Origin of the sequence: Escherichia sp. WS1152 (genome assembly GCF_046487665.1) — a bacterium.
Taxonomy (GTDB): domain Bacteria; phylum Pseudomonadota; class Gammaproteobacteria; order Enterobacterales; family Enterobacteriaceae; genus Escherichia; species Escherichia coli.
This window is the reverse complement of the sequence record NZ_JBJQJA010000002.1, coordinates 439,766-452,697: the sequence shown is the minus strand read 5'-3', so window position 1 is coordinate 452,697 and position 12,932 is coordinate 439,766. Positions and strand designations below refer to the sequence as shown.

Below are 12,932 nucleotides of genomic sequence, written 5' to 3'. Positions count from 1 at the left end.
CCGTTTTCCTCCAGCGGGTTTAACAGGAGTCCTCGCATGAAATACATTGGAGCGCACGTTAGTGCTGCTGGCGGTCTGGCAAATGCCGCAATTCGCGCCGCCGAAATCGACGCAACCGCGTTTGCCTTGTTCACCAAAAACCAACGTCAGTGGCGTGCCGCGCCGCTCACGACGCAAACCATCGATGAATTCAAAGCCGCCTGTGAAAAATATCACTACACATCGGCGCAAATTCTTCCCCACGACAGCTATCTGATTAACCTCGGACATCCGGTCACTGAAGCTCTGGAAAAATCGCGCGATGCCTTTATAGATGAAATGCAGCGTTGCGAACAGCTGGGGCTTTCTTTGCTCAACTTCCACCCTGGCAGCCATCTGATGCAGATTTCAGAAGAGGATTGCCTTGCGCGTATTGCCGAATCCATCAACATTGCGCTGGATAAAACTCAAGGTGTGACCGCGGTGATTGAAAATACCGCCGGTCAGGGCAGTAACTTAGGGTTTAAATTCGAACATCTCGCGGCGATTATCGACGGCGTGGAAGATAAATCCCGTGTCGGCGTCTGCATTGATACCTGCCATGCTTTCGCTGCCGGGTATGATTTGCGTACTCCAGCCGAATGCGAGAAAACGTTCGCGGATTTTGCCCGTATTGTTGGCTTTAAGTATCTGCGCGGGATGCACCTTAACGATGCGAAAAGCACCTTTGGCAGCCGCGTTGACCGCCATCATAGCCTCGGTGAAGGCAATATCGGTCATGATGCGTTCCGCTGGATCATGCAGGACGACCGTTTCGACGGCATTCCGCTGATCCTCGAAACCATCAACCCGGATATCTGGGCAGAAGAGATCGCCTGGCTGAAAGCGCAACAAACTGAAAAAGCGGTAGCCTGAAGATGAATAACCGGGAAAAGGAGATCCTTGCAATTTTACGGCGTAACCCGCTGATTCAGCAGAACGAAATTGCGGACATGCTGCAAATCAGTCGTTCGCGCGTTGCGGCGCATATTATGGATTTAATGCGCAAAGGCCGGATTAAAGGCAAAGGTTACATTCTCACCGAGCAGGAATACTGCGTAGTGGTGGGGACAATCAATATGGATATTCGCGGGATGGCGGATATCCGTTACCCGCAATCGGCTTCTCATCCCGGTACAATTCATTGCTCAGCGGGCGGCGTGGGACGCAACATCGCCCACAATCTGGCGCTGTTAGGCCGTGACGTCCATTTGCTTTCAGTGATTGGCGATGACTTTTATGGCGAAATGCTCCTGGAAGAAACGCGCCGCGCCGGCGTGAATGTCTCCGGCTGCGTTCGTTTACATGGTCAAAGCACATCGACGTATCTGGCAATTGCCAATCGAGACGATGAAACCGTGCTGGCGATTAACGATACCCATCTGCTGGAACAGTTATCGCCGCAATTATTGAACGGGTCGCGCGATTTACTTCGTCATGCGGGCGTGGTACTGGCTGATTGCAACCTGACAGCCGAGGCGCTGGAATGGGTCTTTACCCTCGCTGGTGAGATCCCGGTGTTTGTCGATACCGTTTCAGAATTCAAAGCGGGCAAAATCAAACACTGGCTGGCGCATATTCACACCCTGAAACCCACTTTACCGGAGCTGGAAATTTTATGGGGACAGGCGATCACCAGCGATGCTGACCGTAATGCTGCAGTGAATGCGTTGCATCAGCAAGGTGTTCAGCAACTGTTTGTTTATTTGCCCGATGAGTCAGTTTATTGCAGCGAAAAGGATGGAGAACAATTTTTGCTGACCGCACCAGCGCATACGACAGTAGACAGTTTTGGTGCTGACGATGGTTTTATGGCGGGCCTGGTATATAGCTTTCTGGAAGGAAACAATTTCCGTGACAGCGCCCGTTTTGCGATGGCCTGCGCGGCAATTTCACGCGCCAGCGGCAGCTTAAACAACCCTACCCTGTCTGCCGATAACGCGCTTTCATTAGTGCCAATGGTGTAACAATGTTGCCGGATTCGACGCTTGACCGCATCTTATCCGGCTCATAAATCGCACACTACGCTAAACCAATAAAGAACCCGGCAATGGTGGCACTCATCAGGTTAGAAAGTGTCGCCGCCGCCAGCGCGCGTAAACCAAGCTGGGCGATTTCCGGCGCACGGTGTGGCGCAACCGCAGAAAACGCCCCCACCACCACCCCGATAGAACCAAAGTTAGCGAAACCGCACAACGCGAAGGAAATAATCGCCACGGTTTTAGCATCCAGAGTGCCAGCCGTTTGCAGATAAGGTGAGAAATTGAGATAAGCGACAAATTCATTTATTGCCAGTTTCTGTCCAATCAAACTCCCGGCAAGATTCGCATCACTCCAGTCAACACCCATTACCCACGCCAGTGGGGCCAGCAGATAACCTACAATGGACTCCAGCGAGGCATGTTCAAAACCAAACCAGCCGCCAACGCCGCCGATAATACCGTTAATTAACGCAATGATGGCGACGAATGCCATCACTACTGTCGCCACACCTGCGGCGATTTTCAGCCCGGTCATTGCCCCTGTCGCGGCGGCTTCAATAATGCTTTTTGGCGGTGTTTCGGTGAAAGAGAGGTTATTAAAAGAAACCTGCGAAGATTCCGTAGCCGGGCTTAGCAGGCGGGCAAACAAGATCCCGCCTGGGATCGCCATTAACGATGCCGCCAGCAAATATTCCACAGGTACGCCCAGTGCGGCGTAACCAATCATTGTCGAACCGGCAATTGAGGCCATGCCACTACAAATCGCTGTAAATAATTCATTGCGATTCAGCCGATCGATAAAGGGTTTGACGATTGCCGGAATTTCGTTTTGCCCGAGGAAAATGGTAGTGACCGCGACGAATGACTCGATCTTGCTGATATTTAATGCTTTCTGGAAGATACCGCCGAGAATGCGAATTAAGATCCCCATCACACCGATGTAATAGAGAATACTCACCAGCGCGGTGACGAAGATAATTGCCGGTAATACTCTGAAACCAAAGATAAATCCTGCGCCATCAAATAAGGTGTCCATTTTCGGTCCGACCAGAGAACCGAAGATAAATGCGCTACCCGCGTCGCTGTACGCCATCACTTTATGCACGCCAAAAGCGACTTTTTCAGCGACCCAACGCCCTGGCGGTAACCAAAGCATAATGCCGCCAATCACGACCTGTAACACTAACGCCGCGCCAACGGTACGCAGGCTGATCTTCTTCTTGTTTACTGACAGTAAAAACGCAATCGTCAGCAATACCACCATTCCCAGAACACTTCTCATGACATCCATAGTGATTATCTCTTCATGTCATATTGGGCGACGGCTTTCTGCCCATCAGAAATAGCCAGGCCTGCATCTTGCGATACCGGCCCGGCTTGTTATCAACACTTAATGGGTTTTGATGTAGCCGCGCACGCACTCTTCGACTAAGCCCCAGAACCAGTCGGTATCAATAGTGATGCCGACTTTGGTATTAGCGGGCTTGCCAAGAACGCCCAGCTCGTCGCAGACGGTACGCCCATAACAAGGGCCACTGTTGACGTCCACTTCGACGTACATCTCCTGGGTTTTAATGCCATCAGGGTTAATCAGATAACCGATGCAGGTGGCGTCGTGCACCGGGCCGCCAGCCAGGCCGTAGTTTTCGAACTGGGTTTTGAGAGTGAAGTTCATGATGTCGCTGAACAGCTCTCCGGCAGGGCCGCCTGCCCTTTCCATTCGTGCAATCACGTCCGGGGTGCAAACGGTCTGGTTGGTGAGATCGAGGCCCATCATCACTAATGGAACGCCAGAGGTGAACACCACGCGTGCGGCTTCCGGGTCAGCAAAGATGTTGAACTCGGCAGATGGCGTGAAGTTGCCTGTACCGTAAGCGCCGCCCATTAGCACAATTTCACGGATTTTGGGCAGGATCGCGGGTTGCATACGCATTGCCACCGCGATATTTGAAAGCGGACCAACCGGCACCAGAGTGATATCGCCATCGCTTGCCATCAGGGTATCAATGATGTATTTCACCGCATGAGTGCTTTCTGCCTGGCGGGTCAGCGGCTCGAATACCGGGCCATCCAGTCCGGTATCACCGTGAATATTATCGGCAACGATTTGTTGCCGCATAATGGGTTGTGGCATCCCCGCATAAACCGGAACATTAATCTCCAGTTTCTGGCAAACATTCAGGCCATTAATTAATGTTTTATCAAGCGTCTGATTACCCGCTACAATAGTGATGCCTAATAAATCTATTGCCGGATGTTTCGCCGCCATCATTATAGCAATAGCATCATCATGACCCGGATCACAATCCAGAATAATTTTTCTCTTTTCCATTGTTTATTTCCTCTGTTTCCAGTTGCGTTATTTTTTCTACAGCAAAGAAATTTCGATCGGGCCGATGATTGAATCTTAACAACAGCGTACGTATGCTAAATATGAGAAATCTCATAGCGGATAAACATCGTGAAAGAAATCCACAATAATGATCTTAAGCAGCAATTGATGAGTGAATCCGCGTTTAAGGATTGCTTTTTAACGGATGTTTCAGCCGATACGCGGCTGTTTCATTTTTTAGCGCGTGACTACATTGTGCAGGAAGGGCAACAGCCGTCCTGGCTGTTTTACCTGACGCGAGGCCGCGCCAGGCTTTACGCCACGCTAGCTAATGGTCGCGTGTCGCTGATCGATTTCTTTGCCGCCCCCTGTTTTATTGGTGAGATTGAGTTAATCGATAAAGACCATGAACCGCGTGCGGTACAGGCTATTGAAGAGTGTTGGTGCCTTGCGCTCCCTATGAAACATTACCGTCCGCTGTTATTAAACGACACCCTATTTTTACGAAAACTTTGCGTCACCTTAAGTCATAAAAATTATCGTAATATTGTTTCTTTAACTCAGAATCAATCATTTCCGTTAGTGAATCGCCTGGCAGCATTTATATTACTCTCACAAGAAGGTGATCTTTATCACGAAAAGCATACGCAAGCGGCAGAGTATTTAGGCGTTTCTTATCGACATCTTTTATATGTTCTCGCGCAATTCATTCACGACGGTTTATTAATTAAAAGCAAGAAAGGGTATCTCATTAAAAACAGAAAGCAGTTGTCAGGACTGGCGCTGGAGATGGACCCGGAGAATAAATTCTCCGGGATGATGCAGTAAAAATTATTTGCAATAGCGCGATTGCCGGATGCAACGCTTAATAAGCGAGTACATCCGGCAATGAAACTCAAGCTAAACCAATAAAGAACCCGGCAATGGTCGCGCTCATCAGGTTGGAAAGCGTTGCTGCTGCCAGCGCCCGTAAACCAAGCTGAGCGATTTCCGGTGCACGTTTTGGCGAAATAGCCGAAAATGCCCCAACGACAACACCGATAGAACCAAAGTTAGCAAAACCACAAAGCGCAAAGGAGATAATCGCAATGGTTTTCACTTCCAGCGTGCCGCCCGTTTGCAGGTATGGGGAGAAACTCAGGTAAGCGACGAATTCGTTAATCGCCAGTTTCTGCCCAATCAGGCTACCCGCAAGGTTGGCATCACTCCAGTCCACACCCATGATCCACGCCAGCGGTGCCAGCACATAGCCAAAAATACTTTCCAGAGAAGCATTGGTAAAACCAAACCAGCCGCCAATTCCGCCGATAATGCCATTAATCAGCGCAATAATTGCGACAAACGCCATTACCACCGTCGCCACACCGGCGGCGATTTTCAACCCGGTCATCGCACCGCTCGCCGCCGCTTCGATAAAGCTTTTTGGCGGCGTTTCACTGAACGACAGATTTTCAAATGTGACCTGCGAAGGCTCGGTTGCCGGACTAAGAATACGTGCAAACAAAATACCGCCGGGGATCGCCATCAGCGATGCCGCCAACAGGTAGTCAATTGGTACGCCCATTCCGGCATAACCAATCATCATCGAACCCGCAATGGACGCCATCCCGCTACAAATTGCGGTAAACAACTCGTTGCGATTCATGCGATCGATAAACGGTTTAACGATCGCCGGGATCTCATTTTGCCCGAGGAAAATAGTGGTAACCGCAACAAAAGATTCGATTTTGCTGATGTTGAGGGCTTTCTGGAAAATGCTGCCAAGGATGCGAATCAGCAGCCCCATCACGCCAATGTAGTACAGCAGACTAATGAGCGCAGTGACGAAGATAATCGCCGGGAGTACGCGAAAGGCGAAGATAAAACCCGCACCGTCAAAGAGGACATCCATTTTCGGCCCGACCAGCGAACCAAAAATGAAGGCGCTACCGGCATCACTGTAAGACATCACTTTATGAACGCCTAATGCCGCCTGTTCTACTGCCCATTTTCCCGGCGGAAAATAGAGCATGATGCCACCAATAGCGATTTGCAGCAGCAGTGCGGCTCCAACCGTGCGCAAACTGATGCTCTTTTTATTTACCGACAACAGAAATGCTATTGCCAGTAACACCACCATCCCCACAACACTTCTCATTATGTCCATAATGATTTTCCCTTCATGCCAGTAAACCCGGCGTCAGCGCCAGGTTTTAGTATGTTTGATGAGTACGGGCGACGGCTTTCTGCCCGTCAGAAATTAACCCGCGAGACGCTGGTATTCTTTGGCAATTTCACTCGCCAGAATGGCGTTGTTGAACACCAGTTGGATGTTGGATTTCAGGCTGTCACCGCCGGTCAGTTCAGCAACGCGCGCCAGCAGGAATGGCGTACTTTCTTTACCAATAACACCCTGCGCTTCAGCTTCAGCTACCGCCTGATCGATCGCCGCATTGATAGTGTGTTCTGGCATCGCAAACTGTTCCGGGATCGGGTTCGCTACCACGAGGCCACCGTTCAGCCCGCTTTGCCATTTCACCGCCATTGCACGGGCAATTTCACTGGCGCTGTCGAGACGAATGCTGACGTCAAACGGGCTGGTACGGCAGAAAAACGCAGGCAGCGCTTTAGTCTGATAGCCAATTAACGGCACACCGAAGGTTTCTAAATACTCAGTGGTTAATCCTAAATCGAGAATAGATTTCGCCCCGGCACAAACAACGGTGACATTAGTATTTGCCAGTTCTTGCAAATCGGCAGAAATATCGAAGGTATGTTCCGCCCCGCGATGCACACCACCAATTCCCCCGGTGGCAAATACTTTAATTCCGGCAAGCGCCGCAATAATCATCGTTGAAGCTACAGTGGTTGCGCCATTTTTTCCGGCGGCAACAACAAAAGGTAAATCGCGACGACTAACTTTGGTCACGTTATGCCCTTCACGACCCAGTAATTCAATTTCTTCTTTGCTTAAACCAACTTTCATCACGCCGCCAATAATGGCGATAGTGGCAGGTACAGCGCCCTGTTTACGAATAGTTTCTTCAACTTCAATTGCGGTCTGGGCATTTTGTGGGAACGGCATCCCGTGAGAAATAATGGTCGATTCCAGCGCCACAACCGGTTTTTTGTTTTTTAAAGCGTCCTGCACTTCCGGGGAAATTTGTAATAATTCAGGGGAAATTTTTAATTCAGACATTCTGCGTTCTCCACTAACGATATAACGTTGGCAATCGATAAATCGGGGTTATTGGTGTATTCACAGGAGAGCGCCATTGACGAACATCCCTGTGCGAAACGAACAGATTCGGCAAACGGCATTCCGTCTACCCAACACGAAGCAAGTCCCGCCATCATGGCATCGCCCGCTCCGGTAACATTAATAACATTGGTTTTGATCGGGGCAGACCAGCCACTTTCACCGCTGATATCACTGTAATAAACGCCATCGCCGCCCATGCTCAATACCAGTCGGTTCAGGCCATGTTGATGGAACCAGGCAGCAACTTTTGCCACATCTTCACGCCCTGACAGCGCAATCCCACTCAGTGTTTCCGCTTCAAGGCGGTTTGGCTTCAGAGTGTGGATCTGATTTAGACGGTCGCGCACTTTGACACATTTCCACGCTGAAACCGGATCGACAAATACGGGTACGTTGGCAGCATTATCCAGAATCCATGCCAGTGCCTCTTCACTGATATTACAGTCCGCGACAATGACCTTTGCCCTCTGAATAAATTCACGGTGCTGTGCGAGATATTCAGCTGTAATAGCGTTGCTAATATTCATGTCATTTATAGCAACCAGCATTTCACCGGTATTATCGAGTAATGATAAATAACTCGACGTATTTTCTCCCGGCACAATCAGGCATTTATCGACATAAACGCCAGATTGATTGGTTTGCGTTAGCAGCGATTGACCATAAAAATCACTACCTACTGCGCTCAGTAACCAGGCTTTGTTACCCAGCAACGCCAGGTTTTGTGCAATATTTCGCCCTACTCCACCAGGTGTAAATTTTATTTTACCTGGATTTGAATCCGCATAATTTAATGATTCATGTGAATATCCGGCGACATCAATATTCGCCGAACCTATAATTACGACATAATCCTTTTCGCGCATAGCACGTCCTCTGGTAAAAAATTACCAACCCTGTCAATCCACAAGGATATAGATACTGCAAAGACGGTTTAAACATGTGTTCATATTTAAACATGTGCTCATAGTATGCATGTTTTACGTAAAGTAAATTGCCGCCAGAGAGGCAAAGCGGGCAGATTTGAGCAGGCTCACAAAATGCGATTAAATGCCTGAATTACAAAAGCGAGGAATTTGTGACGGGATGCACAGAACATGAACACTAAAAAAGGGCAAAAAAGAATCTGCCCTTGAGGAAATAACCTTAGTGTTTGATGAACGTTTCAGGTTTCTACTGAAAGATAAAACCATTTAAATTCATAAAATTACATTCACAAACCGGTCATTCTCTTTGCGCTCATCCAATGATACAGGGCAGTAAATTTCTGCCCTGTAACACACCTTTTATTACGCGGCTTTCGCTACTGCGTCCACTTCCGGACGTTTCAGGAAGGCATAGGCCAAACCCGCCACCAGCGTACCGGCAATAATTGCTACCAGGTAACCCAGTACCGGCGTAATAGCGCCAGGGATCAGCAGAACAAACAGACCACCGTGCGGTGCCATCAGTTTCGCACCAATCGCCATTGAGATTGCGCCAGTCAGCGCCCCACCCACGATACAGCACGGCAGCACACGCATCGGATCACGAGCAGCAAACGGAATTGCACCTTCCGAAATAAAGCACAGACCAAGAACCAGAGCGGCTTTGCCACCTTCCTGCTGCGCTTTGTCAAATTTGCGACGCGCCACCATTGTTGCCAGACCCATTGCCAGCGGTGGCACCATACCTGCCGCCATAATCGCCGCCATCGGGCCATAGGTTTGAGTACTCAGCAGACCCACACCGAATGCGTACGCTGCTTTATTTACCGGACCGCCCATGTCAGTACACATCATGCCACCGAGGATCGCCCCCAGCAGAACCGCATTCGCAGTCCCCATGGTCTGCAGCCAGTGAGTCAACCCTTCGAGAATGCCAGCAACCGGTTTACCGATCAGGTAGATCATCGCCAGACCGACCACCAGACTGGAAATTAGCGGAATGATCAGGATCGGTTTCAGCGCCTCCATACTCTGTGGCAGTTTCAGTTGCGTACTGATTAACTTCGCAATGTAACCAGCCAGGAAGCCCGCAATAATACCGCCAATGAAGCCAGAACCGGTGCTGACCGCCAGCATACCGCCAATCAGACCCGGCGTGAGACCCGGACGATCGGCAATGGAGAAGGCAATATAACCTGCCAGTACCGGCACCATCAGCGCAAAGGCTGAACCACCACCAATCTGCATCAGCGCCGCTGCCAACGTACCCGGCTCTTTAAACGCTTCGATACCAAAAGCAAAAGAAAGCGCGATACACAGACCACCTGCAACGACCATCGGCAGCATGTAAGAGACGCCCGTCAGCAAGTGACGGTATGCGCCTGCACTCTCTTTCTTACCTTCAGAGGTCGCCGTTTGAGCTTTGCCCGCCGGTTCATACGGCGTTGCTTCAGCAACCGCTTTATCCAGTTCCTGCGCGGTTTTCTTCAGCGCCAGACCGGTAGAGGTACGATACATCGGTTTACCAGCAAATTTCGCCAGATCCACTTCGATATCTGCCGCCACAATCACCAGATCCGCTGCGGCTACTTCTTCGGGGGTGATTGCATTACCCGCACCAACAGAACCACGGGTTTCAACTTTCACCCACCAGCCACGTTTTTTCGCTTCGGTTTCAATGGCTTCAGCCGCCATAAAGGTGTGTGCTACGCCTGTCGGGCAAGCAGTCACCGCAACTACGCGTTTCGGACCGCTGGCGGCAACCGGTGCTGTCGCAGCGACCGGCGCAGTGTAAGGTTTCGCATGGCCTTTGGCTTCACTCAGGAACAGCTCAGGGTGCGCAACTGCCCGGGAAATATCGCCCAGCCAGACATTTTTACCGTTCAGCGCGCTGTCATTCGGGATGGAATCACCGAGAACAATCGCCATTTCTGCGTCGTTCGGATTGTCGATGATTTCCAGTTTTGCTTTTCGCGCCGCCGCGCCCAGCAGGGTCTTCGCCATATAGGCGCGTGCCTGACCGAGATTAGCGTCAATAATCAGCAGCGTTTTCATTATGCCTCTCCTGCTGTCAGTTAAAAGGTTGTAAGTCGACCCGCGCCATCATTGCGGCCAACTGCGGACGATCGGTAATACCCACATTGCTTTGACTTACCGCCAGGGCTGCAACAGCAGTCGCCAGACGCAGTGTGTGTTCACTGGATTCACGCATTAGCAAGCCATAAATCAGGCCACCAACCATAGAATCCCCTGCGCCAACGGTGCTTACGACATCGACTGACGGTGGTTTGGCGATCCATTCGCCGGAGGCATTAACCCAAAGCGCGCCTTCGGCACCCAGTGAAATAACGACATGCGCAATACCTTGTTCACGCAGCGCATGCGCAGCTTCAATCACATCTTTCATTTCAGGCAGTTTACGGCCTGCCCAGATTTCCAGCTCGCGGCGGTTAGGTTTCACCAGCCACGGTGCCGCTTTCAAACCTGCTACTAACGCTTCACGGCTACTATCAAAGATAATGCAAGGGCACTGACTACGCAGGCGAGTCATCCAGTCGGTGAACGCTTCCGGGCTGACGCCTGACGGTAAGCTTCCGCTGACACAGACCATATCGAACTGACCGAGCCAGCTCAGAGAATCAGTCACAAAGCGTTCCCAGTCGGCGGGAGTGACTTCAAAACCCGAGAAGTTGAAGTCGGTCACTTCGCCGTCTTTTTCCGTCAGCTTAACGTTAATTCGGGTGCGCCCCTGTACAACCTGGAAACGGTTGGCAATGCCCAGCTCGCTGAACAGTTGCTGAAAACCATCCTGATTGTCTTTACCCAGGAAGCCGCCAACGGTGACATCAATTCCCAGGTCTTTTAATACTTTGGCCACGTTGATGCCTTTACCCGCCGCATGCAGACCGGTGGTTTTCACCAGGTTCACTTCGCCGCGTTCAATTTCCGGGCAGAAACCAACAAGGTCATAAGCCGGATTAAGGGTGATAGTAGCAACACGTCTGCTCATTATGCGCCCTCCCCAAGACCAGCAGCGATAGCGTCGCCGATTGCTTTCAGCGCCTGTTCAGCATCTGCACCCTGGGCGGTAAAGCGTAGGCGATGACCTTTCTTAACGCCAAGTGCCACAACTTTCATCAGACTACGTCCGTTTGCCGGTTTGCCGGTGCCATCAAGGTTTGTCACGGTAATATCACTGCTAAATTGTTTAATGGTGTTGACCAGCATGGTACCTGGACGAGCATGCAGGCCGTGTTCATTGCGCACCACAAACTCCGCGCTTAACACGTCGTCGGTCGGCGCATCATCGCTGGTCAGCAGCGCCAGCAACGTTGCCGCATCCGCTTTCAGCAAGCGGTCAGCTTTATTGTCGAGCAACAAATCAGCGAGACGCTTAAGAACCGCAATGGGCTGATCGTCATTCATCGCCACACTCACCAGCATGGCTGCCGTTTCGCCGTCCACATAAAAAGCATTTGCCGCACGGCTTACCGCAATCGCGCTACGCAGATTGCCTTCGGCGCTATCGCTCAGCCAGATACCCTGTCCGAGATTCAGCGGTTGTTCATTGATGGCTTTGGTGACGAAAGTGGCGTCAACTGCCCCCGCCTCTTTCAGACGCGCAGCGTTCAGCGCCTGAAGAGTCAGCAGATCGCTGGCGACGATATCCAGCGTCAGCATTTCGTTGTCGAGCTTCAGCTGCTCACTCTGCTTTTCGCCCATCAGCAATGCGCGAAGTTCTTCTGCTGTTGTTGCTGACTTCAGTTGTTCAGCAACGGAATCATCGCTCAGTACGTGGGTCAGCTGGCGTAGCAGGCCCAGATGCTCATCCGAGCTGGCAGCAATACCGATCGCTACGTACGCTACCTGACCGTCACCCCAGGTGACGCCTTCCGGGAACTGAAATACCTGAACGCCGGTTTTCAGCACCTGATCGCGGGTGTCGGTAGTGCCGTGTGGAATAGCAATACCATTGCCGAGGAACGTTGAGGTTTGCTGTTCGCGCGCCAGCATGCCATTGACGTAGCCTTCTGCTACATTACCGGCCTGCACCAGCGCCGCAGCGACCTGGCGAATCGCCTCTTCTTTGTCTCCGGCCTTTTCGCCCGGATGGATGTCCTGTACGGATAACTGGAACATAGTTCTCCTCTCTTGCTGAATTGAAACGATTCAGCTTCTATGAGAAAAAAAGCGCCAACCTGGCTTAGGGTTAAAGACAAGATCGCGCTGAAACGTTTCAAGAAAGCATAATACTTCTGTTTCAGCACGCAAGGAAAGCCGTAAAGTTATGAGCAAAAGTTTGATGTGCTGCACAATTTTTTGTCATTTTTCCTAATTGCTGACGGGAAAATCCGTTATCAGCAATGTCATTTCAGCAGCGTCAGCAGCCAATCAGCAACAGTGAAATGGCATTTTGATTATTCGTGGCGCTT

Annotated in this window: 11 protein-coding genes; 3 read left to right on the top strand and 8 right to left on the bottom strand. The window is 50.8% G+C overall.

Translation table 11 applies throughout. The features are described from left to right. Positions 1-36 precede the first annotated feature (36 nt). Positions 37-894 carry a deoxyribonuclease IV gene (nfo, locus tag ACJHW7_RS06000; RefSeq protein WP_000873890.1) on the top strand — a complete coding sequence of 286 codons (858 nt, stop codon included), beginning with the start codon at positions 37-39 and terminating at the stop codon, positions 892-894. Positions 895-896: 2 nt separating this feature from the next. Beyond that, entirely contained in the window at positions 897-1,985 is a 1,089-nt protein-coding gene (locus ACJHW7_RS05995) for a sugar kinase (protein WP_001065014.1), read from the top strand. A gap of 55 nt (positions 1,986-2,040) precedes the next feature. Here ACJHW7_RS05995 and ACJHW7_RS05990 read toward each other — a convergent pair whose 3' ends face one another. Next, positions 2,041-3,291, bottom strand: coding sequence for a NupC/NupG family nucleoside CNT transporter (locus ACJHW7_RS05990; protein ID WP_000382971.1), 1,251 nt, complete (start codon positions 3,289-3,291; stop codon positions 2,041-2,043). 99 nt (positions 3,292-3,390) lie between these two features. Continuing rightward, complete coding sequence (gene rihB, locus ACJHW7_RS05985; protein WP_000415417.1) at positions 3,391-4,332, bottom strand: ribosylpyrimidine nucleosidase; 942 nt, start codon at positions 4,330-4,332, stop codon at positions 3,391-3,393. 129 nt (positions 4,333-4,461) lie between these two features. Between rihB and ACJHW7_RS05980 the strand changes: the two genes are divergently transcribed. After that, complete coding sequence (locus ACJHW7_RS05980) at positions 4,462-5,160, top strand: transcriptional regulator YeiL (RefSeq protein WP_000658575.1); 699 nt, start codon at positions 4,462-4,464, stop codon at positions 5,158-5,160. 67 nt (positions 5,161-5,227) lie between these two features. Here the strand turns inward: ACJHW7_RS05980 and ACJHW7_RS05975 are convergent, their stop codons facing one another. The 6 genes from ACJHW7_RS05975 to fruB all read right to left on the bottom strand — a co-directional run bounded on the left by ACJHW7_RS05975 (position 5,228) and on the right by fruB (position 12,639). Continuing rightward, the gene (locus ACJHW7_RS05975) at positions 5,228-6,478 is read right to left on the bottom strand and encodes a NupC/NupG family nucleoside CNT transporter (protein ID WP_001389701.1); all 1,251 of its coding nucleotides are present in this window, start codon (positions 6,476-6,478) and stop codon (positions 5,228-5,230) included. A gap of 93 nt (positions 6,479-6,571) precedes the next feature. Next, on the bottom strand, positions 6,572-7,510 hold the full coding sequence (psuG, locus tag ACJHW7_RS05970) for a pseudouridine-5'-phosphate glycosidase (RefSeq protein WP_001292454.1): 939 nt from the start codon (positions 7,508-7,510) through the stop codon (positions 6,572-6,574). Then, a complete protein-coding gene (locus ACJHW7_RS05965) occupies positions 7,498-8,439 on the bottom strand; it encodes a pseudouridine kinase (RefSeq protein WP_001208138.1) in 942 nt (313 codons plus the stop codon). Before ACJHW7_RS05965 ends, psuG begins: the two co-directional genes overlap by 13 nt. A 423-nt stretch (positions 8,440-8,862) precedes the next feature. Next, entirely contained in the window at positions 8,863-10,554 is a 1,692-nt protein-coding gene (gene fruA, locus ACJHW7_RS05960; RefSeq protein ID WP_000854439.1) for a PTS fructose transporter subunit IIBC, read from the bottom strand. A gap of 16 nt (positions 10,555-10,570) precedes the next feature. After that, positions 10,571-11,509 (bottom strand): 1-phosphofructokinase, encoded by a 939-nt coding sequence (gene fruK, locus ACJHW7_RS05955; RefSeq protein WP_000091263.1) that lies wholly within the window; start codon positions 11,507-11,509, stop codon positions 10,571-10,573. Further along, positions 11,509-12,639 carry a fused PTS fructose transporter subunit IIA/HPr protein gene (gene fruB / locus ACJHW7_RS05950; RefSeq protein ID WP_040234824.1) on the bottom strand — a complete coding sequence of 377 codons (1,131 nt, stop codon included), beginning with the start codon at positions 12,637-12,639 and terminating at the stop codon, positions 11,509-11,511. The genes fruK and fruB overlap by 1 nt, the downstream gene beginning before the upstream one ends. Positions 12,640-12,932: the final 293 nt, after the last annotated feature.

Coding starts and splice junctions, on each gene's coding strand:
- nfo (WP_000873890.1), top strand. CDS start 37: ATGAAATACATTGGAGCGCACGTTAGTGCTGCTGGCGGTCTGGCAAAT.
- ACJHW7_RS05995 (WP_001065014.1), top strand. CDS start 897: ATGAATAACCGGGAAAAGGAGATCCTTGCAATTTTACGGCGTAACCCG.
- ACJHW7_RS05990 (WP_000382971.1), bottom strand. CDS start 3,291: ATGGATGTCATGAGAAGTGTTCTGGGAATGGTGGTATTGCTGACGATT.
- rihB (WP_000415417.1), bottom strand. CDS start 4,332: ATGGAAAAGAGAAAAATTATTCTGGATTGTGATCCGGGTCATGATGAT.
- ACJHW7_RS05975 (WP_001389701.1), bottom strand. CDS start 6,478: ATGGACATAATGAGAAGTGTTGTGGGGATGGTGGTGTTACTGGCAATA.
- psuG (WP_001292454.1), bottom strand. CDS start 7,510: ATGTCTGAATTAAAAATTTCCCCTGAATTATTACAAATTTCCCCGGAA.
- ACJHW7_RS05965 (WP_001208138.1), bottom strand. CDS start 8,439: ATGCGCGAAAAGGATTATGTCGTAATTATAGGTTCGGCGAATATTGAT.
- fruA (WP_000854439.1), bottom strand. CDS start 10,554: ATGAAAACGCTGCTGATTATTGACGCTAATCTCGGTCAGGCACGCGCC.
- fruK (WP_000091263.1), bottom strand. CDS start 11,509: ATGAGCAGACGTGTTGCTACTATCACCCTTAATCCGGCTTATGACCTT.
- fruB (WP_040234824.1), bottom strand. CDS start 12,639: ATGTTCCAGTTATCCGTACAGGACATCCATCCGGGCGAAAAGGCCGGA.